Source organism: Pseudomonas sp. NFACC24-1 (assembly GCF_900115235.1).
Classification (GTDB): Bacteria; Pseudomonadota; Gammaproteobacteria; order Pseudomonadales; family Pseudomonadaceae; genus Aquipseudomonas; species Aquipseudomonas fluorescens_AA.
This window is the reverse complement of sequence record NZ_FOVS01000023.1, coordinates 72034-97652: the sequence shown is the minus strand read 5'-3', so window position 1 is coordinate 97652 and position 25619 is coordinate 72034. Positions and strand designations below refer to the sequence as shown.

Here is a 25619-nt window from a genome sequence, read left to right as displayed (position 1 = left end):
CGTCGGTCAGCCGACGTTGCTGATCATCTGGTCGAACTGCGCCAACAGCCGCTGCAATCCCACGCCCTGCCCGGGTCGCTGGGCATAGACCATCTCGGCCATGGCCAGGATGCCCGAGGCGTTGGGCAGCGGCAGGTCGTTTTCCAGGATGGCTTTCATCCTGGGCAGGAAAATCCATTGCAGCCACTGCTCGAAATCCAGGGTGTCGACCGCGAACGGCTCTACACTGGCCAGTGCCTCGGCCGAAGGCGATACCTCACTCCACCAACCCTGGACCCGCAGCTCCCGCTCGATCAACAGCAACTGATCGGCGATTTGGGGAAAACGCGTATCCATCAGAGCGAAACCTTGGCCTTCTGACGGGCCAACGCCGCGCCAGCGGAATCGCCTTGTTTTTCACGGGCCTGGGCGATCAATTCCCACAGGCTGGCCTGAAGCGCCGGGCGACCACTGGAGAATGTCAGGCCACGGCGGGCCAGTTGTTCGGCTTGCGGCGCATCGCCCTGGGCCATGCGCACTTGGGCCAGGCGATAAAGCACCTGGGGTTCGCGCGGCGCTACACGCTGGGCACGCTCCAGGCTGGAGGACGCACCGTTGAGGTCACCGCCGGCCTGTTGCTGTTGTGCCGTGGTCAGCAGGGCCAGCACTGGGCCGTCCAGTTGTTCATCGGCGGACAAACCACCGGAGCTTGCCGACGGGACGCTGCTCGGCGCCGAAGGCATGCTGTAGCTGCCCTGATCGATCGGCGAAGTTTCGATAGGTCCTGGCGTGATCGGGCCCGGCGTGATCGGCGTGCTGCTGATCGGCGCCGAGGTTGTCGCACCACCGCCAGGCACCATCACGACGACACCGGTGTCACCCTGCGGGATGGCCTGGACCTGGCCCTGTGCCGGCCGCTTCACCGTCGTTTGACGGAAACCGCCGTTGGCCGAAACCCGCTCGCTGTTGGACACAGCCGTGCCGGAGTCAACGACCGGAATCGAACCGCGTTGTACGGTAGAGCAACCACTGAGCAAAGCCACGGCCGTTACCGCTGGAATCAACCACTTGTTCACTTGAAACCCTCTTTGCTTAATTCATCCAGTCCTTGACCCAATCCATCACCGACTCGGCGGGATTCGTGCCGCCACAGGCTGCACCGGGCGGCGGTTCGCTGCCGCGAATATACGGCATCTGTACGGCCCCCGGGCAATTGGCGTCGGAGCCTTGGCCAGTACGCGAATCGACCCAGGCCTGGACGATGTTGTCCGGTTGCGGCATGTCCAGCGGCAGCGGGTCGGCCTTGCGCATGAAACTGGTCCAGACCTGCAGCGCACCAGTGGCGCCGGTGAACGGGGTCTTGCCGTTGTCATCACGTCCGAGCCAGACCACCGCCAACAAGTCCTGGCTGAAACCGGCGAACCAGCTGTCGCGCGAGTCGTTACTGGTCCCGGTCTTGCCCGCCAGGGTCAGGGTCCGGGGCAACACGTTATAAACCGAACTGCCGGTGCCTTCACGCATGACCCGCTGCATCGCACTCTGGATCAGATAAATGGAGGCCGGGTCGAAGCGCTGCTGGATCTGGAACGGATAACGCTTGAGCGGCTCGCCATCGGCGGTCAGCACGCTGCGGATCCCGCGCATCGGCGTATTGAAACCACCGTTGGCCAGCGTCTGGTACATCGCCGCCACTTCTATCGGCGTCAGCCCACCCGCCCCCAGCAACATCGACGGGAAGGCCGGCAGTTCGCGGCTTACTCCCAGGCGCGCGAGGGTCTTGAGTACGTTCGGCACGCCGACTTCCAGCCCGAGGCGAGCCGTCGACAGGTTGTAGGAATGCGCCAACCCCTGATAGAGGAACACCGTGCCGTGGGAACGACGATCATAGTTCTGCGGTTTCCAGACCTGGCCGTCCGCGCCCTTGACCGAGAACGCCTCGTCCGACAACCAACTGGTCAGCGTGTACTGGCTCGGTTTTTCCAAGGCAGTGAGGTACACCGCCGGCTTGATCAGCGAGCCAATCGGACGCACCGCATCCAGGGCCCGGTTGAAGCCGGCGAAACTGGCCTGGCGACTGCCGATCATGGCTTGGACTTCGCCGGTTTCCGGGTTGGTCACCACCATGGCCGCTTCGACTTCCTCGGCGCCCTTGCGTCCGCCCAGCCGCTTGAAGGTGTCCTCGACCGAGGCTTCGGCCTTCATCTGCAGGATCGGGTCGAAACTGGTGAAGATGCGCAGGCCTTCTTCGGTCAAGTCTTCGTCGCGGTAGTCTTCCCGTAGCTGACGCTTGACCAGGTCCATGAAGCCGGGGAACGAACTGTCCGCCAGGCTGCCACGCTTGGTCACGCCTAGCGGCATCTTCTTCGCCGCCTCGACTTGCTCGGCCGTCGCCACACCTTGTTGTTGCAACAGGTCGAGCACCAGGTTGCGCCGCTCGAGGGCACGTTCCGGATTACGCCGCGGGTTGTAGGAAGACGGTCCCTTGACCATGCCCACCAGCAACGCCACCTGATGCAGCTTGAGTTCGGACAGCGGCTGGCTGAAGAAGAACTGGCTGGCAAGGCCGAAACCGTGCACCGCCCGTTGACCGTCCTGGCCGACGAAGACCTCGTTGAGGTACGCCTCCAGAATCTCCTGCTTGTCGTAGTGCAGCTCCAGCAACAGCGCCATCATGGCTTCGGTGAGCTTGCGGGTCAGGCTGCGCTCGTTGGTCAGGTAGAAGTTCTTGACCAACTGCTGGGTCAGGGTACTGCCGCCCTGGCGCATATGCCCCGAGGACGTGTTGACCCAGATGGCCCGGGCGATCGACTTGGGCGAGACGCCAAAGTGATGGTAGAAGTCGCGGTCTTCGACGGCAATCAGCGTGTCGAGCAGGAATGGCGGTACCTGGTCGATCTTGATCAGGATCCGGTCTTCGAGGTTCTTGGGGTACAGGCCACCAATGAGCAGCGGCTCAAGGCGCACCACTGACAGGCTCGCGTTGTTGGCGCCGGTCAGCGCAGCCACATAGTCACCGGAAAAACGCACCCGCACCGGTTGCGCCTGTTCCATGCCTTCATAGAACTGGAAACCACGGGTGTTGAGATCGATGGTATTGCCATTGACCGAGGCCGCACCCGGACCATTGGCCACGCTTTCACGGCGATAACCCAAGGCATCGAGTTCGGTCAGGAAGTCGTCCTTGCTCAGCTTTTGTCCGACGAACAGCTCCAACGGCCGGGCATAGACCTTGGCCGGGATGGTCCAGCGCTTGCCGGAGAATTTCTCCTGGACCACGGCATCGAGATAGACCGCAAAACCGGCGAGCACGACAAGGCCCACCAGGCTGAGTTTAAGGGCCCAGCCCAGCCAGGGCCGCAGGCGGCTGGCGGGTGGTTTCTTGGGGGTACGGGGGGATCGGGTACGAGTCATGGCGGCGGATTATACGCACTTTGCTGCGGTTCAACATGAGCCCGCCACGCGGTTTGCGTTAGCGCGGCTTGCCGCCATAATGACGACCTTGAATTTTCCCAGACTCTGAAGGACCGCCCGTGAGCCAATCCCTGATCGCCGCCTTGCAAAACCCGGCCCTCTACCCGCATCCCGTCGAAGCGTTCCAGGTCATCGAAACCCACATTTCCTGGGTATTGCTCACCGGGCCATACGCCTACAAGTTCAAAAAGCCGGTCAACTTCGGCTTCCTCGATTTCACCAGCCTCGAGGCACGCCAGCATTTCTGCAGAGAAGAGTTGCGCCTGAACCAGCGCCTGACCCAAGACCTGTACCTGGACGTCCTGCCGATTACCGGTAGCGTCGAAGCACCACAACTGGGTGGCGACGGTCCGGCCATCGAATACGCCCTGAAGATGCGTCAGTTCCCGCAAAGCCAATTGCTCAGCACGTTGCAAGCCAACGGCGAACTGACCACCGCGCACATCGACGAGATGGCCGCCCAGATCGCCCAGTTCCACCTCTCCACGCCCAAGGTGCCCGCCGAAAACGCCGCCGGTACTCCGCAAAGCGTGATGGCACCGGTGCTGCAGAACTTCGAGCAGATCCGCCCGTTCCTCAACGACAAGGCCGACCTGCTGCAACTCGAAGCGTTGCAAGCCTGGGCCGAAAGCAGTTTCGAACGCCTCAAGCCGCTGCTCACCCAGCGCAAGGCCGAAGGCTTCATCCGTGAGTGCCACGGTGATATCCACCTGGGCAACGCCACCGTGATCGACGGCAAGGTGGTGATTTTCGACTGCATCGAATTCAACGAACCGTTCCGTTTCACCGACGTCTACGCCGACACCGGCTTCCTGGCGATGGACCTGGAGGACCGTGGTCTCAAGTCCCTGGCGCGGCGTTTCGTCAGCCAGTACCTGGAACTGACCGGCGACTACCAGGGCCTGGAGCTGCTGAACTTCTATAAAGCCTACCGCGCCCTCGTCCGGGCAAAAGTCGCGCTGTTCAGCATGCCGGCCGAAGCCGATCCGGTGCAGCGCGCCACCACCCTGCGCCAATACCGCAACTACGCCAACCTGGCCGAAAGCTACAGCACCATTCCTTCGCCTTTCCTGGCCATCACCCACGGTGTTTCGGCCGTTGGCAAAAGCCATGTCGCGATGCGCCTGGTAGAGGCACTGGGCGCCATTCGCCTGCGTTCGGACGTGGAGCGCAAACGCCTGTTCGGCCAGCAACAGGTTCCCAACGATCCACAAGCCGGCATCTATAGTAGCGACGCCAGCAGCGCCACCTACGCCCGCCTGCATGAAGTCGCCGCAGCGATCCTGCGCGCCGGATTCCCAGTAGTGATCGATGCCACCTACCTCAAACACGATCAGCGCGACGCCGCGGCAAAAGTCGCCGAGGCCACTGGCGCTCCGTTCCTGATCCTCGACTGCGACGCACCGCAAGCGGTCATCGAAAGCCGGCTGGCACAGCGCCAGGCCGACCAACAAGACCCCTCCGATGCGAACCTGGCGGTCATCGCCGCACAACAGTCCAGCCGTGAAGCCCTGACCCCGGCGGAAATTCTCTGCAGCAAACGGGTCCAAACCAACGAAAGCGGTACGCTCGACATCGTGGTCGCGCAGATCCGCCAGCGCCTGCCAGGCCTGTAGATCACTATTTCGGCCGTGAAGCGATGTCCGGCTTCACGGCTGCCAAATAGTGGCACTATACTGGCATCATAAAACCATCAGGTGATATGAAATGAGCCTCCCCAAACTTCTCGGTACCCCGCTTTATGCCTTGCTGCGCAAAGATGATATCGCCGGGTTCAACAACGAACGCCCACAAGGTCCGGTCGACATGCGCGGCGGCGATTTTCGAGGGCTTGATCTGCGGGAACTGAACGCGGACGACGTTGACTTCAGCGACGCCTACTTCCGCTCCGCCGATTTGCGCGGCATCGATTTTCGCAAATCGTCACTAGAGGGCGCGAGCCTGGCCCATGCGCAGATATCCGGCGCCTACTTTCCGCCCGAGCTGTCTGCGGATGAAATCTTGATGTCGATGAACTTCGGCACCCGGCTGCGCTACCGCACCCGCTGACAGTGCCTGAACCGCGCCGGCCAACGCGCGGACCTGCCACGACCGAACGGACCTCCAGCGCCCCCGCTTGCGCTGGAGAATGCAGTCTTTTCCCTCCTCATCGTGCGTAATGCATTAGAAGCTTTTGCATCGAATCCCACCAAAGAATCACGCTTTTCCTACTGACCGCTACACTGCTCAGAAGCTTGCCCACCGCACCAGTCGGCCGTCGCAAGGAGGCTCGATGAATGATGAACTGCAACACCTGAAGAATCTGGGCAAGACATCGGCCCAGTGGCTGCACGCCGTGGGTATCCACAGTGCTTCCGATCTACGCCGGCTTGGAGCGGTAGACGCCTATCGCGCCGTGCGCACGCGCGGCTTCCGGGCGTCCAAGGTGTTGCTGTACGCCATCGAGGGGGCGTTGATGGATGTGCATTGGAACGACATTCCCGCTGAACGCAAGGAAGCCCTGAATAAACAGCTGGACGCCATTTCGACGCGTCACAAAGTCTGAGACCCCTTTCGTTTCCAGTGCGAACCCTAGCTGCGAGGTTATTTCGACGAATCGCAAAAACAATGTTTGACATGGTAATGAGAATCGCTATGATTACCACATCCAGTCGCGAGACTGGTCGATATTTGAACAGCCCTTGGTTCGGACTCTCAGATATCTCCTCATCAGGCTAATCACGGTTATTTGACCCGGCTCTTGCCGGGTCTTTTTTTGCCTGGAAGAAACCCTCTTTCCCACACACCGCCCCGTAGGAGCTGCGTAGGAGCTGTCGAGTGCAACGAGGCTGCGATCTTTCCCCAGACACTTGAATCCCAAGCGAAAAATCAAAAGATCGCAGGCTTCGCCAACTCCTACGGGGCGGGGTTGGATTTGCGCATCTGCGCACAATAATCCTGGGGCGGCATGGCCGGGGTGTACCACACGTAGTCCGCCATGGCCGACGTCACGTCGCTGCCCTCCTCGGCCAACATCAGGACGATTGGTGCCTCGCTGGCGCCAAGGTCCAACGCGTGCAGCGGCACGCCGACATCTTTTCGCCCATGCCAGGCGCCTGCGAACAACAATGCCGGTGTCGGCGCTTGCAGCAGGCGTTCGGCCATGCGCCGGTCACGCTGTTGCTGCACGGCCAGCATGGGTGGCATTTGCGACTCGGGCAGCAAACCACAGTGGGATTCACGGATCTGTCCCAACAACGCGTCTTTCACCGTGGCGGCATTGGCGCGAGCGCCCATCAAGCTGGGCGCTTGTCGGTAGAAACCTTGGATCTCGGCGGCGTCCAGATTGGCGGCCAGCAACGGATAGCGTTGCGCCAGGGCAAACTCGACGACGGGCCCGTACAGGCTCCAATCCCAACCGGGGGACCAGGCCAACGCGTCGGGCAGGTCCTTGGGCAAGGCGGGCAGTTGGCGGACCGAATCAACGCGTGGCTGTTGGGAGGGGGTGAGCATTTCCAGCAACAGGCTGCCCTGGGCCCGCTGCCCGGCCAAGGCCTGGAGCAGCCATAGCTGCAGCACGTGGTGGTCAGGATTGTCGTGCCGCTCCCCCACCACCACCCGAGGCGCCTTTGCCAGGCGTTCGACCAGTGCCTGGGGCGTCACGGCCTGGCCGTTGTGCAAATCACGGATCCGTCCGTCGAGCGGGGGCGGGGCGATGCTCTGGCACGCCGTCAGTACACTCAATGCCAGAATCAGGAGCAGGCGCACGTCCGTATCCTCCAGGGCGCCCTCAGCGGGCAATGATCAATGGATGCCCGCGCTCCGGATGATCTTGCACCAGCACATCCAGGCCAAACACCGCCTTGAGCGGTTCCGGGCGCAGCACGTGCCGGGGCGTGTCCAGGGCCACCGGTCGACCAGACGCGAGCAGCAACAGGCGATCACAGTAACGCGCCGCCAGGTTCAGGTCATGCAGGATAACCAGCACGGCGGCGCCGCGACCGGCGAATTCACGCACCGCCTGGAGAATGGTGTGCTGATGCAGCGGATCGAGCATCGAGGTCGGCTCATCCAGTAACAGGGTCTGCCCCGCTTCACCCGGCCACAACTGCGCCAACACCCGCGCCAGATGTACCCGCTGGCGTTCGCCGCCGGACAACGCCAGGTAACTGCGACCGTGCAGATGCGCGGCGTCTGCCGCTTGCAGCGCCGCGACGACGATTTGCTCGTCGCGCAGCCGACCACTCTGATGCGGCAGGCGCCCCATGCCGACGACTTCCTCGACGCGAAAGGCAAAATCCAGGGTCGAGGACTGCGGCAAGACCGCCAGGCGACGGGCGCGCTCGGCACCCTGCCATTGGTCCAGTGGACGGTCTTCGAGCCAGACCTGCCCCTGGCTCGGCCGCAACTCACCACACAGGCCCGCCAGCAAGGTACTTTTGCCCGCACCGTTGGGCCCGAGCACGCCGAGCACTTCGCCGGGGTTGAGCAGCAGATCGATGTCCGCCAGCACGGTGTTGCGGCCACGCTGAATGTGCAGGTTTTGTGCTCGCAACATCAGGCGCGCCCTCGTACCAATAGATAGAGGAAGAACGGCGCGCCGATGAAGGCCGTGACGATGCCGATCGGCAATTCCGCGGGGGCCAGCGCCAAGCGTGCCACCAGGTCGGCGAGCAGCAACAGGCTTGCCCCCGCCAGCACTGAAGCGGGCAGCAACACACGGTGGTCAGGCCCGGCCACCAGGCGCACCAGATGCGGCACCACCAGCCCGACGAAACCGATCATACCCGCCGCCGCCACCGCCGCGCCAACCCCCAGGGCCGTACAAAACACCAGCTCACGCTTGAGGGCTTCGACGTTGACGCCCAAATGGGCTGCCTCCGACTCCCCCAGCAACAGCGCATTGAGCTCCCGGGCCCGGCGTGGCAGCCAGAGCGCCACGCCGGCGCTGACCAGCAACAGCGGCCACAACCTCGCGTAGCTGGCGCCGTTGAGACTGCCCAGGTTCCAGAACGTCAGGGTGCGCAGGGTCGCGTCGTCCGCCAGGTAGGTGAACAGGCCGACGGCGGAACCGGACAGCGCGGTCAGGGCAATGCCCGCCAGGAGCATGGTCGCGACATGAGTCTGGCCATTGCGTCGACCGAGACGATAGACCAGCGCCGTAACGCCGAGCCCGCCAAGGAACGCACACAACGACAACACGTAGGGGCCGAAGGCTTCGGGCAATCCACCCAGTGCCGAGCCACCGACAATGGCGACGGCTGCACCTAACGCCGCACCGCTGGACACGCCCACCAACCCCGGGTCTGCCAGCGGGTTACGGAACAGCCCCTGCATCGCCACGCCGGACAACGCCAACACCCCGCCCACCGCCAGGCCCAGCAGCGTGCGCGGCAAACGGATCTGGCCGAGGATCAGTTCGGCCTGCTCCAGGCCATCGGCGGCCACCGGCAAGCCCAACAGGCGCAAAGCAGCGCGCAAGGTGTCCAGCAGCGGCAGGCTCACCGGCCCCAGGGCCAGGGACAGCCAGGTCGCCAGCAAGCACAGCAGGCCCAGGCCGAGAAACAAAGTGCGTGGCTTGACCAACGAAGTCATGGCGCCGCGGCCGGCTCAGCCGGATAGAAGCCTGCCGTCAGTTTCACCAGGTTTTGCGGCAACCGCGGGCCCAATCCGCCCACCAACAGCGTCGGGTCAAGCTCCATGATGCGCCCGTCCCTGGCGGCCCGGGTCGAGGAAAGAATCGGATTTTCCCTGAACAGCGCCGCACGGGCTTCTTCACCACTCAAGGCTCGGTCGGCGAAGACCAGCACTTCAGGATTCAGGCCGGCCAGGGTTTCCACAGAAAAAGACTTGTAACCGCTGTGGGTCGCCAGGTTGTGACCGCCGGCCTGCTGCAACAGCCAATCGGCAGCCGTGCCCTTGCCAGCGACCAGCGGCTTGCCACCGGAGCTGCCTACCAACAGCAATACGCCGGGAGCCTTTTGCTTGCGCTGGGCCTCGGTCACCCGGGCATGCTGCTGGGTGAGCTGTTCCTGATAATGGTCGAACAACCGTGTCGCCTCGGCCTGCGCCCCCAACAATTGCCCCAGGTGCTGCAAGTTGCCCTGTAGGGTCGGCAGGTCTGGCGTGGCCGAGAACAATTCGACCTTTACGCCGGCGCTGCGGATTTGCGCCAGCACAGGTGGCGGCCCCATTTCCTCGGTGCCCACCAGGATCTGCGGACGCAGGCTCAATACCCCCTCTGCGGACAGTTGTCGCTGATAGCCAATGCTGGGCAGGGCCCGCAAGGATTCAGGATGCTGGCTGGTGGTGTCCACGCCCACCAGTTTCGACTCGCCCCCCAGTGCACTGACCCATTCCGACAAGGCGCCGCCGGCGCTGACCCAGCGCTGCGGCAATTCAGCCGCGCTGGTCCCCTGGTTGAGCAACAGTGCGACACAGAGCGCAACAACGCGGATGTTCAGGCGCATCGGGCAGCTTCCTCAAAGAAGTTTTTCGCAGGACCGGGCCGGGCCAAGTATCCTCAACCACCTGCGAAGGAGGCGCCATTTGATAATTGTTTTCATTTGACCGTCAAGGGTGGATCTTTTGCTACATGAAGCCCAAAGAGGCTCACTCCGACAGACATATAGAGACACACATGAAGTTTCTTTGTACTACCGCCGAACTGCCCGACAACGGCAGTCGCGGTTTCGAGTTCGATGGGCGCAAGGTGCTGGTCGTGCGACGCGCCGGCCAGGTGTATGCCTATCTCAACCGCTGCCCGCACCGGGGCGTGCCACTGGAATGGCAACCCGACCAGTTCCTCGACCCCAGCGCCAGCCTGATCCAGTGCGCCACTCACGGCGCGCTGTTCCTGATCGAGAGCGGTGAATGCGTGGCCGGCCCCTGCGCCGGTCAGTTCCTGGCCGCGCTAGACAGCCGGGAGGACGAGCAAGGCATCTGGGTGTAGCGGTTCAAGCAACACTGGCAACGCACGGTCCACCCACATCTGCTCGGGCGTCAACGTCACTCCGTAGGCCAACACTTCCACACCCGCCGCTACCGCATCGCGCAGGGCTGCGGCGTATACCGGGTCGATCTCGTGCGCCGGGCGCACGGCCTCGATGCCACTCAGGTTCACGCAATACAGCTGCACCGCCCGCACACCTTCCCGGGCCAGGCAGGCCAGCTCCCTCAGGTGCTTGGCTCCGCGCAGCGTGACCGCATCGGGAAATGCCGCCACCTGGGTGCCATCGAAACCCAACGTGACACTTTTGACTTCGACCCAGGCCGAGCCTTGAGCGTAGTCCAGGCGAAAATCGATGCGGCTGTTTTCCATGCCATAAGCCACTTCACGCTTGAGCCCGGTGAACCCGTTCAGCTCACTAATGACCCCGGCGCGCAAGGCTTCCTCGACCAAGGCGTTGGCCCGTGCGGTATTGATGCAGGCCAGCCGCCCTTGCGGGGTTTCGCCGATTTCCCAGGTGCCGGGCAACTTGCGCTTGGGGTCGCTGGAGCGACTGAACCAGACGCGCGCGCCTTCAGCCATGCAGTTGAGCATCGAGCCGGTGTTGGGGCAGTGAATAGTGAGGAGTTCGCCGTGAACGGTCTCGATATCAGCGAGAAAACGCTTGTAACGTCGAATCAGACGACCTTCTTCCAACGCAGGGGAAAAACGCATCAGCCTTGCCAGCTCCGCAGTCCACGTTCGATTCGCGCCACCGCTTCCTGTAGCCGCGGCAAGCTCTGTGTGTAGGCGAACCGCACATGGTGGCTGGCCTGATGCCGGCCGAAATCCAGACCCGGGGTGAAGGCCACGTGTTCGGTTTCCAGGAAATGCTGGCAGAACGCAAAGGCATCGCCGCCGAAGGTACTGATATCGGCATAGAGGTAAAACGCCCCTTGCGGCTCCACCGCGATACCGAAGCCCAGTTCACGCAAGGCCGGCAGCAGAAAATCGCGGCGCAGCGCGAACTCGGCCCGCCGCTGCTCGAAGATTTCGATGGTGGCAGGCTCGAAACAGGCCAGGGCGGCGTACTGGGCCATGCTCGGCGCACTGATGTAGAGGTTCTGCGCAAGTTTTTCCAGCTCGCCGATGGCTGCCGAAGGGGCCACCAACCAGCCCAGCCGCCAGCCGGTCATGCCGAAATACTTGGAAAAACTATTAAGGACAAAGGCATCGTCGTCGACTTCCAGCACACTGGCGGCGTCGGTGCCATAGGTCAGGCCGTGATAGATCTCGTCCACCACCAGATGGCCGTTGTGGCCCTTGATGGCCTTGGACAACCCTGCCAGCTCGTCCCGGGTGAGGATCGTCCCGGTCGGGTTGGCTGGCGAGGCCACCAACGCACCGACGCTGTCCTGGTCCCAATGACGGTTCACCAGGTCCGGCGTCAATTGGTAGCGCACATCCGGCCCCACGGGTACCAACTGCGCCGCGCCTTCTATCAGGCGCAGAAAGTGACGGTTGCATGGATAGCCGGGGTCGGCCAACAGCCAATGCTTGCCCGGGTCCACCAGCAAGGCGCTGGTCAGCAGCAACGCGCCGGAGCCGCCCGGCGTGATCATGATGCGTCGAGGATCGATGTCCACCCCGTAGCGCTGCCCATAGAAGCCCGAGATGGCTTCGCGCAGCTCGGGAATGCCACGGGCCGCGGTGTAACGGGTCTTGCCCGCCGCCAGCGCGGCCTGGCCGGCCTGGATGATCGGTTCGGCGGTGGTGAAGTCCGGCTCGCCGATCTCCAGGTGGATGACATCATGCCCGGCGGCTTGCAGTTCGTTGGCGCGAGCCAACAGCGCCATCACATGGAAAGGTTCGATGGCGCGGCTGCGCGCACTGTAGGGCTGAGCCATTGGCCTTCCTTCAGAGGAAAAAGAACCGATTCTACCCAACTCGGGAAGAACTGCGGGAACACGCTCGAGGCCAAAGCGGTCTGAGCCCTCGAATTGCAGGAAATGACTCCCGCGATTGGCCCAGGCTTGACTAGAATCAAGCATTGAGCAGGTTTACATCCCCACCGAAGCGAACCCGGCCCCGTTTTACAGGCCCCGGCCGCCGCAGGCTCGACAACCGGGAGTAGCGCGGCCCGATTTGATCTGGTAAGTTCGCCCGCTTGCAGCCGCAGGGCCGGCAGGTGTCGGTGATGGAGCAATCCTGCGTAGTGGATTACAAGAGTAGAGGCGGTCCATTCATGCCCACCCAAGCAAAGCAAAATCAAAATCAGTCGCTCAGCGGGTTTGAGCCTTACGTCCCGCAAGCTGGCGAAGAGTATATGGGCGCCCCCATGCGCGCGCACTTCACCAAGATCCTGAACAAGTGGAAACAGGACTTGATGCAGGAAGTCGACCGCACCGTGGATCACATGAAAGACGAAGCGGCCAACTTCCCCGACCCGGCCGACCGTGCCAGTCAGGAAGAAGAGTTCAGCCTCGAACTGCGCGCCCGTGACCGTGAGCGCAAGCTCATCAAGAAAATCGACAAGACCCTGCAACTGATCGAAGACGAAGAATACGGTTGGTGCGAGTCCTGCGGCATCGAGATCGGCATTCGTCGCCTTGAAGCCCGTCCGACCGCAGACCTGTGCATCGACTGCAAGACCCTGGCGGAAATCAAGGAAAAACAGGTCGGCAAATAATCGCCGGGACTGTTACCGAAACGGAGCGTTCATACGCTCCGTTTTTTGTTTCCGATATTTTCTCCAAGCTTCGATGCCCCCCTTGTGGGAGCGAGCTTGCTCGCGATAGCAGTGGGTCAGCCAACAGTGATGTGACTGACAGGCCGCTATCGCGAGCAAGCTCGCTCCCACAAGGGGATATGCTTTTTTGTCGAGATTGCACGCCCACCGCCCGGACCCAGTAACATTCGCCCTATGACTGCCTACATCGGACGCTTCGCCCCCACCCCCAGCGGCCACCTGCATTTCGGTTCGCTGGTCGCCGCACTGGCATCGTACCTGGATGCCCGGGCCGTGGACGGGCGCTGGCTGCTGCGCATGGAAGACCTCGACCCGCCCCGGGAAGAACCGGGCGCGCAAGCCGCGATTCTCAAGGCGCTGGAAAGCTACGGGTTTGAATGGGACGGCGAAATGGTTCGCCAGAGCGAGCGCCATGACGCCTACGACCAAGTCATCAACCGGCTGTGCAGCCAAGGCCTGGCCTATGCCTGCACCTGTTCGCGCAAGCAACTGGAAGCGTACCAGGGCATTTATCCGGGCCTGTGCCGCAATGCCGGGCACGGCACCGAGGACGCCGCCATCCGCCTGCGCGTCCCCGAGCTCGAGTACCACTTCACTGACCGGGTCCAGGGCGAGTTCCGCCAGCACCTGGGCCGTGAAGTCGGTGACTTCGTGATCCGCCGCCGCGACGGACTCCATGCCTATCAATTGGCCGTGGTCCTGGACGACGCCTGGCAAGGGGTGACCGATATCGTGCGCGGCGCCGACCTGCTGGACTCCACACCGCGCCAGCTCTACCTGCAAGAACTGCTCGGGTTGCCCCAACCGCGTTACCTGCACGTGCCGCTGATCACCCAGCCCGACGGGCACAAACTCGGCAAATCCTACCGTTCACCGCCACTGGCGGCCGACCAGGCCACGCCGCTGCTGCTACGGGCGTTGCGCGCGCTGGGCCAGCAACCGGGCCTCGAACTGGTCGACGCCAGCCCACGGGAAGTGCTGGCCTGGGGCATTCGCCACTGGGACGCGGACAAGATCCCGCGCACACTGAGCCTGCCCGAAGCGCAAATACGTTGACGGCCCTTGCAGCTTGGCGCCCATCCGTTACCATCGCCGCACGTTTTCGGGCACGCGCATAAATTAGAGAGGCCGGGATGTATATCTATCGCTTGGTCCTGCTCCTGGTAGTGGGGATTTACTTGTTCTCCCCGGCCATCATGGATTGGTGGATCGATGCCACGGGTGCCTGGTATCGGCCGTATCTGCTCTGGCTGATCCTGATTGTCGTGACCTTCATCCTGCAGAGCCAAAAAGATGCCGATGAGCTTTAGCCTGACCCAGATGATCCTGATCAGCGCCGCCTACCTGGCGGTGCTGTTCGGCGTGGCCTGGATCAGCGAACGGGGCATGATTCCCCGGGCGATCATCCGCCATCCGCTGACCTACACCCTGTCGCTGGGTGTCTATGCCAGTGCGTGGGCGTTCTACGGCACGGTCGGGCTGGCCTATCAGTATGGCTATGGTTTCCTTTCCAGTTACCTCGGTGTATCGGGCGCGTTCCTGCTGGCGCCGGTGTTGCTCTACCCGATCCTGAAAATCACCCGCACCTACCAACTGTCCTCCCTGGCCGACCTGTTCGCCTTTCGCTTTCGCAGCACCTGGGCCGGCGCCCTGACCACGATCTTCATGCTGGTCGGGGTGTTACCGTTGCTGGCCCTGCAAATACAGGCTGTGGCCGACTCCATCAGCATCCTGACCCGCGAGCCGGTACAGCACCGGGTGGCGTTGAGTTTCTGCGTGCTGATCATCCTGTTCACGATTTTCTTCGGTTCCCGGCACATCGCCACGCGGGAGAAACACGAAGGCCTGGTGTTTGCGATCGCCTTCGAGTCGGTGATCAAGCTGATCGCCATCGGTGGTGTCGGTCTCTATGCCCTGTACGGCGTGTTCGACGGCCCGCAACAGTTGGAAGTGTGGCTGCTGCAGAACCAGACCGCCCTCGCCGCCTTGCACACGCCCTTGCAGGAAGGCCCGTGGCGCACGCTGTTGCTGGTGTTCTTCGCCTCGGCCATCGTGATGCCGCACATGTACCACATGACCTTTACCGAGAACCTCAACCCGCGCTCGCTGGTCAGCGCCAGTTGGGGCCTGCCGCTGTTCCTGCTGCTGATGAGCCTGGCGGTGCCGCTGATCCTCTGGGCCGGCCTGAAGCTGGGCGCCAGCACCAACCCGGAGTATTTCACCCTGGGCATCGGCATCGCCGCCAACAGCAAGGCCCTGGCGTTGCTGGCCTACGTCGGCGGCCTCTCGGCGGCCAGCGGCTTGATCATCGTCACCACGCTGGCCTTGTCGGGCATGGCCCTCAACCACCTGGTGCTGCCGCTCTACCAGCCACCCGCAGAAGGCAACATCTACCGCTGGCTGAAATGGACCCGACGGGCACTGATCGTCGCGATCATCATGGCCGGCTACGGTTTCTACCTGATGCTGGGCGACGGGCAGGACCTGGCCAACCTGGGCATCGTCGCCTTCGTCGCCACCTTGCAGTTCCTGCCCGGCGTGCTGTCGGTGCTGTATTGGCCGACCGCCAACCGCCGCGGCTTCATCGCCGGCCTGCTGGCGGGAATCCTGGTGTGGCTGGTGGCGATGCTGCTGCCGCTGATGGGTAACTTGCAGGGCTTCTATATTCCGCTGCTGAACATGATCTACGTGCTCGACGACACCAGTTGGCATATGGCGGCCATCGCTTCCCTGGCCGCGAACGTACTGATGTTCACCCTGATCTCGCTGTTCACCAACGCCAGCAGCGAAGAGGCCAGCGCCGCCGAAGCCTGTGCGGTCGACAATGTTCGTCGTCCACAGCGCCGCGAGCTGCACGCCGCCTCGCCCCAGGAGTTCGCCACGCAACTGGCCAAGCCCCTGGGCGCCAAAGCCGCGCAAAAGGAAGTCGAACAGGCCCTGCGCGACCTTTACCTGCCCTTCGACGAACGCCGCCCGTATGCCTTGCGTCGCCTGCGGGACCGGATCGAGGCCAACCTGTCCGGCCTGATGGGCCCCAGCGTGGCCCAGGACATGGTCGAGACGTTCCTGCCCTACAAGGCCGGCGGCGAGAACTATGTCACCGAAGACATCCACTTCATCGAAAGCCGTCTCGAGGATTACCACTCGCGCCTCACCGGCCTGGCCGCCGAACTGGACGCCTTGCGCCGTTACCACCGCCAGACCCTGCAGGAACTGCCGATGGGCGTGTGTTCCCTGGCCAAGGACCAGGAAATCCTGATGTGGAACAAGGCCATGGAAGAACTGACCGGGATCGCCGCCCAGCGCGTGGTCGGCTCGCGGCTGAGCACCCTGGGCGAGCCATGGAAAGGCTTGCTGCAAGGCTTCATCGACCTGCCTGACGAGCACCTGCACAAACAGCACCTGGCCCTCGACGGCCAGACCCGTTGGCTGAACCTGCACAAGGCGGCGATCGACGAGCCGTTGGCACCGGGCAACAGCGGCCTGGTACTGTTGGTGGAAGACCTGACCGACACCCAGATGCTCGAAGACAAGCTGGTCCACTCCGAACGCCTGGCAAGCATTGGCCGGCTGGCCGCCGGGGTGGCCCACGAAATCGGCAACCCGATCACCGGCATCGCCTGCCTGGCGCAGAATCTGCGCGAAGAGCGCGAGGACGACGGCGAGTTGACGGAAATCAGCGGCCAGATCCTCGAACAGACCAAGCGCGTGTCGCGCATCGTCCAGTCGCTGATGAGCTTCGCCCATGCCGGCGGTCACCAGCACAATGACGAACCCGTCTGCCTGGCCGAAGTGGCCCAGGACGCCATTGGTCTGCTGGCCCTTAACCGGCGCAATTTCGAAGTGCAATTCTTCAACCTGTGCGACCCGGACCATTGGGTCGATGGCGACCCCCAGCGGCTCGCCCAGGTATTGATCAACCTGCTCTCCAACGCGCGAGACGCCTCACCGGCCGGCAGCGCGGTGCGGGTCAAGAGCGAAGCCTTCGAACACACGGTCGACCTGATCGTCGAAGACGAAGGCAGCGGTATCCCACAGAACATCATGGACCGATTGTTCGAACCCTTCTTCACCACCAAGGATCCTGGCGAAGGCACCGGTCTGGGCCTCGCACTGGTCTATTCCATCGTTGAAGAGCATTATGGACAAATCACCATCGACAGCCCGGCCGATGTTCAGAGCCAACGCGGCACCCGTATCCGGGTGACCTTGCCGCGTCATGTCGAAGCGACGTCCGCTGTGAACTGAGACCGTCGAGAGAATCGAATCAATGCCGCACATTTTGATCGTCGAAGACGAAACAATTATCCGCTCCGCCTTGCGCCGCCTGCTGGAACGCAACCAGTACCAGGTCAGCGAAGCCGGTTCAGTGCAGGAAGCACAAGAACGTTTCAGCATCCCCACGTTTGACCTGATTGTCAGCGACCTGCGCCTGCCTGGCGCCCCGGGTACCGAGCTGATCAAGCTCGGCCAGGGCACGCCGGTGTTGATCATGACCAGCTACGCCAGCCTGCGCTCGGCGGTCGACTCCATGAAAATGGGCGCGGTGGACTACATTGCCAAACCGTTCGACCACGACGAGATGCTCCAGGCCGTGGCCCGCATCCTGCGTGACCGACAGGCGGCGACCAGCAACCCGGCGGAACCCGTCGGCAAGGCCAGCGCCTCCGCGAAAGTCGGGGTCAGCAACAGCAATGGCGAGATCGGCATCATCGGTTCCTGCCCGCCCATGCAGGACCTTTACAGCAAGATCCGCAAAGTGGCGCCGACCGACTCCAATGTCCTGGTCCAGGGCGAGTCCGGCACCGGCAAGGAGCTGGTGGCCCGTGCCCTGCACAACCTGTCGCGCCGAGCCAAGGCACCGATGATCTCGGTGAACTGCGCGGCGATTCCGGAGAGCCTGATCGAGTCCGAACTGTTCGGTCACGAGAAAGGTGCGTTCACTGGCGCCAGCGCCGGGCGCGCCGGGCTGGTGGAAGCGGCGGACGGCGGCACGTTGTTCCTCGATGAAATCGGCGAGCTGCCACTGGAGGCTCAGGCGCGCTTGCTACGGGTGCTTCAGGAAGGCGAGATCCGCCGGGTCGGCTCGGTGCAGTCGCAGAAGGTCGATGTCCGCCTGATCGCGGCCACCCACCGTGATCTCAAGAGCCTGGCGAAAATCGGCCAGTTTCGCGAAGACTTGTATTACCGCTTGCACGTGATCGCCTTGAAGCTCCCTGCCCTGCGCGAGCGTGGCGCGGACGTCAATGAAATCGCCCAGGCGTTTTTGGCCCGCCAGAGCGCGCGGGTCAATCGCACCGACCTCAAGTTCGCCCCGGACGCCGAACAGGCCATTCGTCATTACGCCTGGCCGGGTAACGTTCGGGAGCTGGAAAACGCGGTGGAGCGGGCGGTGATCCTGTGCGAGAGCCCGGAAATCTCCGCCGACCTGCTGGGCATCGACATCGAACTGAGCGACCTGGACGACGAAGAATTCATCGGCCTGGCCCCACAACAGGGCGGCGCTGCCAACAACACCAGCCACGAACCCACCGAAGACCTGTCCCTGGAGGACTACTTCCAGCATTTCGTCCTCGAACACCAGGACCACATGACCGAGACCGAACTGGCGCGCAAGCTGGGCGTCAGCCGCAAGTGCCTGTGGGAACGGCGCCAGCGCCTGGGGATTCCACGGCGCAAGACCGGGGCGACCAGCGAAAGCTGACTGTGTGGGAGCGGGCTTGCTCGCGAATGCGGTGTGTCAGTCGAATTTACGCTACCTGACACTCCCCATTCGCGAGCAAGCCCGCTCCCACAAGGGAAACCCGCTGCGTACACAGGGAATGTGAAAAAACTGTTACCTCAGTCTTTTTCACGTAACAGAAGCCGGGGTTTACGGTAACGAAACCCCGGCTTTTTTTCGCCTCGGAAAAATGGCTATAACCATAGAACCCCCGGTTTCCCTGGGTTTCGCAAAAGTTGGCACGCACCCTGCTATAGCTTTGGTACAAGAACAATAACAAGCAATGCACAAGACAATAAAAATAAGACGAATCGACTCACGCACAATAAAAACAAGACGGCGAGAGGCGCAGCTAACTGATTCTTTTGGAGAGGCGTTGTATTTGGGGCTTGCCCCACAACCAGGCCGAGAACAATAAAAACTGTCTCAAGACAGGTGCCTGAACTGGTTGGATCGATTGATCACTGCAACACAGCGACCAAAGCAATCCGTTTGCTCTTGGCTCCCGATTGGGAGGGTCACGAAGGGAAAACCTCGTGGCGCGGGCACTCAACAAAAACAAGAAGCCCGAAACCAATAATAAAAACAGAGCACGCAACTAATTCTGGGGGAGCTTCGGCTCCCCTTGTGGTTTCTGACATTTCCCCCTCCCTGAAGCCTACAAAGCTTGTCGCTTGCAGCTCAAAACTGCTGCGTCCTACACCATCCCTCGACTAAATGCTAGAATCCCCGCCCATCATGCGGTCATTCTTCGTTTTTGGCCGAATATTCCTTCAAACAGTGCATCCCATGCTGAAGAAGCTGTTCCAGTCATTCCGTTCTCCCTTGCGTCGTACGCAACACATTCGCAGCACGCCTGAGGTGCTCAACAGCGGCCAGCACTCGCTGCAAAAGGCCCAGTTCAGCCGTTATGCGGTGAACATCGTCGAACGTTTGCAGAACGCCGGCTACCAGGCCTACCTGGTCGGTGGCTGCGTGCGCGACATGCTGCTCAACATCACCCCCAAGGATTTCGACGTCGCCACCAGCGCCACGCCGGAACAGATACGGGCGGAGTTTCGCAATGCGCGGATCATTGGCCGGCGCTTCAAGCTGGTCCATATCCACTTCGGCCGCGAGATCATCGAAGTGGCAACCTTCCGCGCCAATCATCCGCAAAACGATGAAGAGGAAGACAGCAACCAGTCTTCCCGCAACGAGAGCGGACGCATCCTGCGCGATAACGTCTACGGCACGTTGGAAGAAGACGCGCAACGCCGCGACTTCACCATCAACGCCCTGTATTACGATCCGGTCAGCGAACGCATCCTCGATTACGCCAACGGCGTCCACGACATTCGCAATCGTCTGATCCGCCTGATCGGCGATCCGAAGCAGCGCTATCAGGAAGACCCGGTGCGGATGCTGCGAGCCGTGCGCTTCGCCGCCAAGCTGGACTTCGGTATCGAAAAACACAGCGCCGTGCCGATTCGCGAACTGGCGCCCATGCTGCGGGAAATTCCCTCGGCGCGCCTGTTCGAGGAAGTGCTCAAACTGTTCCTGTCCGGCAACGCGGCAGACACCTTCGAGATGCTGGTGGACCTGCAGCTGTTCGATCCGCTGTTCCCCGCCAGCGCCGAGGCCCTGGAGCACAACCCGACCTATACCCACACCTTGATCAGTGAAGCACTGATCAACACCGACCTGCGCATCAAGCAGAACAAGCCGGTGACCCCGGCGTTCCTGTTCGCCGCCTTGCTCTGGCCTGCCCTGCCGGCCCGGGTGCTGCGCCTGCAAGACCGTGGCATGCCGCCGATCCCGGCGATGCAGGAAGCCGCCCACGAGCTGATCGCCGAACAGTGCCAGCGCATCGCCATTCCCAAACGCTTCACGATGCCGATCCGCGAGATCTGGGACATGCAGGAGCGCCTGCCACGGCGCAGCGGCAAACGTGCCGACCTATTGCTGGACAACCCGCGTTTCCGCGCCGGCTACGACTTCCTGCTGCTGCGTGAAAGCGCGGGTGAGCAGACCGATGGCCTGGGCGAATGGTGGACCGATTACCAGGACGCCAACGACAGCGAGCGCCGCGATATGATTCGTGAGCTCAGCAGCAAGGATGACGGCGCCAGCGGCCCACGCAAGCGCCGCCGCAGCAGCGGTGCCAAGCGCAAGCGTGCCGGTGTACCGAGCGCATCGGGCGAGTAATCGATGGAACGCATCTACATCGGCATGGGCAGCAACCTGGCCGAACCCGCCGAACAATTGCGCAGTGCCGTCCAGGCGCTGGCGCAACTGCCCGATACCCAACTGGTGGGTGTCTCGGCGTTTTATCAAAGCGATTCCCTGCTACCCGGCCAGCCGCGCTACACCAATGCGGTGGCGGCGCTGGACAGTCACCTGGCACCGCTGGACCTGCTCGATGCGCTGCAAGCCATCGAAACCGGACAAGGTCGCGAACGCCTCGAACGCTGGGGGCCGCGCACTCTGGACCTGGACATCCTGCTGTTCGGCGATCGCCTGATCGACGAGCCCCGCCTCAAGGTCCCCCACTACCACATGCAGGCCCGGGCCTTTGTCCTGTACCCACTGGCCGAACTGGCCCCCGCCGACCTGCGCCTGGCCGATGGACGCTTGCTCAAGGACCTGCTTGCCGCGTGCCCGTTTGCCGGCCTGGAACGCCTGCCCTCCCACTGACGAAGACCATCCCCTGTGGGAGCGAGCTTGCTCGCGATAGCGTCGGCACATCCAGCATCCGGGGCGACTGACACACCGCCATCGCGAGCAAGCTCGCTCCCACAGGTTTCGGGACCCGGCAGTCAGATCCGAAACACGCCTCCACGCTGAAACGCATCAGTAACCCCGGTAACACCCGCCGGTAACACATCCAATTGACTTCCCGATTGCTCCTCACGACTATAGGCGTCCCGCTGCCGCCAACGCGGCACTAAAGGGCGCAATCCAGGCCTTACAAGCACCACGCATAGAAGGTGCGCCTGTATAGATAACGAATCATGCGCGTTACTCGCAGTCATTCACGAGCGCCTAATGAGGACTTTTTCATGCCAGCTATTACCCTGACCACGCTGCAAGGTCTCAAGCAAAAAGGTGAGAAAATCACCATGCTGACCTGCTATGACGCAACCTTCGCCCATGCCTGCAACGAGGCCGGTGTCGAAGTGCTGCTGGTGGGCGATTCCCTCGGCATGGTGCTGCAAGGTCACGACAGCACGCTGCCGGTGACCACCGCCGAGATGGCCTACCATGTGGCCGCCGTCAAACGCGGTAACACCGATGCGCTGATCCTCGCCGACCTGCCGTTCATGGCCTACGCCACCCTCGAACAAACCATGGCCAACAGCGCCATGCTGATGCAGGCCGGTGCCCACATGATCAAGGTCGAAGGCGCGTTGTGGCTGGCCGATTCGATTCGGCTACTGGCCGAGCGGGGCATTCCGGTGTGCGCGCACCTGGGCCTGACCCCCCAAGCGGTGAATATCCTCGGTGGCTACAAGGTCCAGGGCCGCAATGAGAACCAGGCGCGGCAGATGCGCGCCGATGCGATTGCGCTGGAACAGGCGGGCGCGGCGATGCTGCTGCTCGAATGCGTGCCCAGCGAGCTGGCTGAAGAAATCACCCAGGCGGTGAAGATCCCGGTGATCGGGATCGGTGCCGGCAACGCCACCGATGGCCAGGTGCTGGTGCTCCACGACATGCTCGGGCTGTCGATCACCGGTCGCGTGCCCAAGTTCGTGAAGAACTTCATGGCCGGGCAAACCTCTATCCAGGGCGCGTTGAGTACCTACGTCGCTGAAGTCAAGGCCGCGACTTTCCCGGGCGCCGAACACGGATTTTCTGCATGAACACCGTCAAAACCGTACGCGAACTGCGCGCCGCCGTGGCCCGTGCCCGCGGCGAAGGCAAACGCATCGCTTTCGTGCCGACCATGGGCAACCTGCACAGCGGTCATGTGGCGCTGGTCACCAAGGCCGCACAACGGGCCGACTTCGTGGTGGCGAGCATTTTCGTCAATCCGCTGCAATTCGGCGCCGGCGAAGACCTGGACAAATACCCCCGCACCCTGGCAACCGACCAGGAAAAACTGCTCCAGGCCGGCTGCCATCTGCTGTTCGCCCCCAGCGTCGAAGAAATGTACCCCGACGGCATGGCCGGACAGACCCGGGTCAGCGTCCCGCAATTGTCCGAAGGCTTGTGCGGCGCCAGCCGTCCGGGGCACTTCGAAGGCGTGGCGACGGTGGTCAGCAAGCTGTTCAACATGGTCCAGCCTGACCTGGCGGTGTTTGGCCAGAAAGACTTCCAGCAACTGGCGGTGATCCGGGCCCTGGTCCATGACTTGAACATGCCGATCCAGATCATCGGCGAGCCCACCGTCCGCGCCGAAGATGGCCTGGCGCTGTCGTCGCGCAATGGCTTCCTCAGCCCGGATCAACGTGCCGTCGCGCCCGTGGTCTATCGCGTCCTGAGCCAGATCGCCGAGTCAATCAAACAGGGCCAGCGGGATTTCCCGGCGCTGATCGACGAGCAGCTCAAGCAGCTCGAAGCGGCCGGCCTGCGTCCCGATTACCTGGAAATCCGTCACGCCAAGACCCTGCGCCCGGCGTTGAGCGAGGACCGCGACCTGGTGATTCTGGTGGCCGCCTTCCTCGGCACCACGCGCCTGATCGACAACCTGCATCTGGACCTCGACACCCCCGCCTGAAACATCACAAAAACCCTGTGGGAGCGAGCTTGCTCGCGATAGCGATGCATCAGTCGACATCGATGTCGGCTGACCTGACGCCATCGCGAGCAAGCTCGCTCCCACAGAGAGTCATCTGCGTTCCGTCTGTCGGCCCCTTCCCATCCCGTTGTATAAAAAAGTACCGGGAACCGGTCAGACAAAGTCAAGACAGATTGCAACGCGAGGTTTACTGTAGTCGCCCTGCGTCTGGCGATCATGTCGATGCAGTGTCCGGATGCCCACCTCGAGCCGCGCCGGAATTTTTAGTGTACAAAAGGTCGTTCAAGTAAAAAGGAAACCCGCAGCGATGGCGTATTACCGAACCCCTCATGACGTGACCGCTCTGCCAGCCTGGCAAGCGCTGAATGACCACCGCAAAGCCATGCAGGATTTCAGCATGCGCGAAGCGTTCAATGCCGATCCGCAGCGTTTCACTCAATTCACCCTGTCGAGCTGTGGCCTGTTTCTCGACTACTCGAAAAACCTGATCAACGCCCAGACCCGCGACCTGCTGGTGGGCCTGGCCAACGAAGTCGATCTCAAGGGCGCGATCAAGTCGCTGTTCGAGGGCGAAATCGTCAACGCCTCGGAAAACCGCCCGGCCCTGCACACCGCCCTGCGTCGGCCGGTGGGGGACAAATTGCTGGTCAACGGCGTCAACGTGATGCCAGACGTGCATAAAGTGCTGAACCAGATCACTGACCTGGTCGGCCGCATTCACGACGGCCTGTGGCGCGGCTACACCGAGAAGCCCATCACCGACGTGGTGAACATCGGCATCGGTGGCTCTTTCCTCGGCCCGGAACTGGTGTCCGAAGCGCTGTTGTCCTACGCGCAAAAAGGCGTTCGCTGCCACTACCTGGCGAACATCGACGGCAGCGAGTTCCATGAACTGACCATGAAGCTGCGCGCCGAGACCACGCTGTTCATCGTCTCGTCGAAATCCTTCAACACCCTAGAAACCCTGAAGAACGCCCAGGCCGCCCGCGCCTGGTACCTGGCCCAGGGTGGCTCCGAAGCGGAGCTGTATCGCCACTTCATCGCCGTGTCGAGCAACAATGCCGCCGCCGTGGCCTTCGGCATCCGTGAAGAGAACATCTTCCCGATGTGGGACTGGGTCGGCGGGCGTTACTCGCTGTGGTCGGCCATCGGCCTGCCGATCGCCCTGGCCATCGGCATGTCGAACTTCAAGGAATTGCTCTCCGGCGCCTATTCCATGGACCAGCACTTCCAGAGCGCCCCGTTCGAGCAGAACATGCCGGTGCTGCTGGCGCTGCTGGGCGTGTGGTACGGCAACTTCTGGGGTGCGCAGAGCCATGCGATCCTGCCGTACGACCACTACCTGCGTAACATCACCAAGCATTTGCAGCAATTGGACATGGAATCCAACGGCAAGAGCGTGCGCCAGGACGGTACCCCGGTGTCGACCGACACAGGCCCGGTGATCTGGGGCGGCGTCGGCTGCAACGGCCAGCACGCCTACCACCAGTTGCTGCACCAGGGCACCCAGTTGATCCCGGCCGACTTCATCGTGCCAATCGTCAGCTTCAACCCGGTTTCCGACCATCACCAGTGGCTGTACGCCAACTGCCTGTCCCAGAGCCAGGCGTTGATGTTGGGCAAGACCCGCGCCGAGGCCGAAGCCGAGCTGCGGGACAAGGGCGCCAGCGAAGAAGAGGTGCAGAAACTGGCGTCCCACAAGGTGATCCCGGGCAACCGTCCGAGCAACACCCTGGTGGTCGAACGCATCAGCCCACGGCGCCTCGGCGCACTGGTGGCGTTGTATGAGCACAAAGTGTTCGTGCAGAGCGTGGTCTGGGGCATCAACGCCTTCGACCAATGGGGCGTGGAGCTGGGCAAGGAACTGGGCAAGGGCGTCTACAACCGCCTGGTGGGCAGCGAAGAGAACCCGGCCGAAGATGCCTCGACCCAGGGCCTGATCAACTACTTCCGCGGGCGTCACCGCGGCTGATCTTGGGGTTGCACTGCCCTTGTGGGAGCGGGCTTGCTCGCGAAGACGGTGTGTCAGTTGCCATTAATGTATCTGACACACCGCTTTCGCGAGCAAGCC

At 62.5% G+C, this 25619-nt stretch carries 23 protein-coding genes and 1 pseudogene; 15 read left to right on the top strand and 9 right to left on the bottom strand.

The annotated features are described in order from the left end of the window. Positions 1 to 6 precede the first annotated feature (6 nt). From BM317_RS20660 to mrcB, 3 genes are read right to left on the bottom strand one after another with little or no spacing between them, the layout of a single operon-like run. Positions 7 to 336 carry a YqcC family protein gene (locus tag BM317_RS20660; protein ID WP_060740604.1) on the bottom strand — a complete coding sequence of 110 codons (330 nt, stop codon included), beginning with the start codon at positions 334 to 336 and terminating at the stop codon, positions 7 to 9. After that, positions 336 to 1055, bottom strand: a complete 720-nt coding sequence (locus BM317_RS20655) for a tetratricopeptide repeat protein (protein WP_092172321.1) — start codon at positions 1053 to 1055, stop codon at positions 336 to 338. The genes BM317_RS20660 and BM317_RS20655 overlap by 1 nt, the downstream gene beginning before the upstream one ends. 16 nt (positions 1056 to 1071) lie before the next feature. Next, positions 1072 to 3390 carry a penicillin-binding protein 1B gene (gene mrcB / locus BM317_RS20650; protein WP_092476004.1) on the bottom strand — a complete coding sequence of 773 codons (2319 nt, stop codon included), beginning with the start codon at positions 3388 to 3390 and terminating at the stop codon, positions 1072 to 1074. Between the two features lie 119 nt (positions 3391 to 3509). On the opposite strand from mrcB, the gene BM317_RS20645 reads away from it, so the two are divergent. The 3 genes from BM317_RS20645 to BM317_RS20635 all read left to right on the top strand — a co-directional run bounded on the left by BM317_RS20645 (position 3510) and on the right by BM317_RS20635 (position 5995). Then, a complete protein-coding gene (locus BM317_RS20645) occupies positions 3510 to 5066 on the top strand; it encodes a bifunctional aminoglycoside phosphotransferase/ATP-binding protein (RefSeq protein ID WP_092172329.1) in 1557 nt (518 codons plus the stop codon). A gap of 91 nt (positions 5067 to 5157) precedes the next feature. Next, positions 5158 to 5499: a pentapeptide repeat-containing protein gene (locus BM317_RS20640; RefSeq protein ID WP_092172332.1), complete on the top strand. Its 342-nt coding sequence runs from the start codon at positions 5158 to 5160 to the stop codon at positions 5497 to 5499. 223 nt (positions 5500 to 5722) lie between these two features. Next, entirely contained in the window at positions 5723 to 5995 is a 273-nt protein-coding gene (locus tag BM317_RS20635; RefSeq protein WP_072411727.1) for a TfoX/Sxy family protein, read from the top strand. 350 nt (positions 5996 to 6345) lie between these two features. On the opposite strand, the gene BM317_RS20630 is transcribed toward BM317_RS20635, so the two are convergent. The 4 genes from BM317_RS20630 to BM317_RS20615 are packed head-to-tail and all read right to left on the bottom strand — an operon-like array spanning position 6346 to position 9899. Continuing rightward, positions 6346 to 7197 carry a ChaN family lipoprotein gene (locus BM317_RS20630; protein ID WP_092476001.1) on the bottom strand — a complete coding sequence of 284 codons (852 nt, stop codon included), beginning with the start codon at positions 7195 to 7197 and terminating at the stop codon, positions 6346 to 6348. A gap of 22 nt (positions 7198 to 7219) precedes the next feature. Next, on the bottom strand, positions 7220 to 7987 hold the full coding sequence (locus BM317_RS20625; RefSeq protein WP_092475998.1) for a heme ABC transporter ATP-binding protein: 768 nt from the start codon (positions 7985 to 7987) through the stop codon (positions 7220 to 7222). Continuing rightward, positions 7987 to 8970: a FecCD family ABC transporter permease gene (locus BM317_RS20620; RefSeq protein WP_170842354.1), complete on the bottom strand. Its 984-nt coding sequence runs from the start codon at positions 8968 to 8970 to the stop codon at positions 7987 to 7989. Before BM317_RS20620 ends, BM317_RS20625 begins: the two co-directional genes overlap by 1 nt. 50 nt (positions 8971 to 9020) lie before the next feature. Next, the gene (locus tag BM317_RS20615; protein WP_092475995.1) at positions 9021 to 9899 is read right to left on the bottom strand and encodes a heme/hemin ABC transporter substrate-binding protein; all 879 of its coding nucleotides are present in this window, start codon (positions 9897 to 9899) and stop codon (positions 9021 to 9023) included. Between the two features lie 170 nt (positions 9900 to 10069). On the opposite strand from BM317_RS20615, the gene BM317_RS20610 reads away from it, so the two are divergent. Then, positions 10070 to 10381 carry a Rieske (2Fe-2S) protein gene (locus tag BM317_RS20610; RefSeq protein WP_092172347.1) on the top strand — a complete coding sequence of 104 codons (312 nt, stop codon included), beginning with the start codon at positions 10070 to 10072 and terminating at the stop codon, positions 10379 to 10381. Here BM317_RS20610 and sfsA read toward each other — a convergent pair. Then, entirely contained in the window at positions 10343 to 11092 is a 750-nt protein-coding gene (gene sfsA, locus BM317_RS20605) for a DNA/RNA nuclease SfsA (protein ID WP_092172350.1), read from the bottom strand. The genes BM317_RS20610 and sfsA overlap by 39 nt on opposite strands. Further along, positions 11092 to 12264 (bottom strand): pyridoxal phosphate-dependent aminotransferase, encoded by a 1173-nt coding sequence (locus BM317_RS20600; protein ID WP_092172353.1) that lies wholly within the window; start codon positions 12262 to 12264, stop codon positions 11092 to 11094. Before BM317_RS20600 ends, sfsA begins: the two co-directional genes overlap by 1 nt. 338 nt (positions 12265 to 12602) lie before the next feature. Here BM317_RS20600 and dksA point away from each other — a divergent pair, with 338 nt between their 5' ends. The 11 genes and pseudogenes from dksA to pgi all read left to right on the top strand — a co-directional run bounded on the left by dksA (position 12603) and on the right by pgi (position 25520). After that, positions 12603 to 13046: an RNA polymerase-binding protein DksA gene (gene dksA / locus BM317_RS20595; RefSeq protein WP_003205639.1), complete on the top strand. Its 444-nt coding sequence runs from the start codon at positions 12603 to 12605 to the stop codon at positions 13044 to 13046. A gap of 234 nt (positions 13047 to 13280) precedes the next feature. Next, complete coding sequence (gene gluQRS / locus BM317_RS20590) at positions 13281 to 14162, top strand: tRNA glutamyl-Q(34) synthetase GluQRS (RefSeq protein ID WP_092475991.1); 882 nt, start codon at positions 13281 to 13283, stop codon at positions 14160 to 14162. A 77-nt stretch (positions 14163 to 14239) separates the two neighbouring features. Continuing rightward, the gene (locus BM317_RS20585) at positions 14240 to 14416 is read left to right on the top strand and encodes a hypothetical protein (protein ID WP_003176118.1); all 177 of its coding nucleotides are present in this window, start codon (positions 14240 to 14242) and stop codon (positions 14414 to 14416) included. Next, positions 14400 to 17354: a sensor histidine kinase gene (locus BM317_RS20580; RefSeq protein WP_162491245.1), complete on the top strand. Its 2955-nt coding sequence runs from the start codon at positions 14400 to 14402 to the stop codon at positions 17352 to 17354. The genes BM317_RS20585 and BM317_RS20580 overlap by 17 nt, the downstream gene beginning before the upstream one ends. 22 nt (positions 17355 to 17376) lie before the next feature. Then, entirely contained in the window at positions 17377 to 18810 is a 1434-nt protein-coding gene (locus tag BM317_RS20575; RefSeq protein ID WP_092475988.1) for a sigma-54-dependent transcriptional regulator, read from the top strand. A gap of 807 nt (positions 18811 to 19617) precedes the next feature. After that, positions 19618 to 21015 (top strand): polynucleotide adenylyltransferase PcnB, encoded by a 1398-nt coding sequence (locus BM317_RS20570; RefSeq protein WP_170866271.1) that lies wholly within the window; start codon positions 19618 to 19620, stop codon positions 21013 to 21015. Positions 21016 to 21018: 3 nt separating this feature from the next. Next, positions 21019 to 21504: a 2-amino-4-hydroxy-6-hydroxymethyldihydropteridine diphosphokinase gene (gene folK, locus BM317_RS20565; RefSeq protein ID WP_092172365.1), complete on the top strand. Its 486-nt coding sequence runs from the start codon at positions 21019 to 21021 to the stop codon at positions 21502 to 21504. A gap of 15 nt (positions 21505 to 21519) precedes the next feature. Beyond that, a pseudogene (locus tag BM317_RS31225) lies at positions 21520 to 21621 on the top strand (metal ABC transporter ATP-binding protein); the annotation flags it as partial. Positions 21622 to 21869: 248 nt separating this feature from the next. Beyond that, complete coding sequence (panB, locus tag BM317_RS20560; protein ID WP_092172368.1) at positions 21870 to 22670, top strand: 3-methyl-2-oxobutanoate hydroxymethyltransferase; 801 nt, start codon at positions 21870 to 21872, stop codon at positions 22668 to 22670. Beyond that, entirely contained in the window at positions 22667 to 23527 is an 861-nt protein-coding gene (gene panC, locus BM317_RS20555) for a pantoate--beta-alanine ligase (RefSeq protein ID WP_092475982.1), read from the top strand. The genes panB and panC overlap by 4 nt, the downstream gene beginning before the upstream one ends. Before the next feature lie 328 nt (positions 23528 to 23855). Continuing rightward, positions 23856 to 25520: a glucose-6-phosphate isomerase gene (gene pgi / locus BM317_RS20550; RefSeq protein ID WP_060740585.1), complete on the top strand. Its 1665-nt coding sequence runs from the start codon at positions 23856 to 23858 to the stop codon at positions 25518 to 25520. Positions 25521 to 25619: the final 99 nt, after the last annotated feature.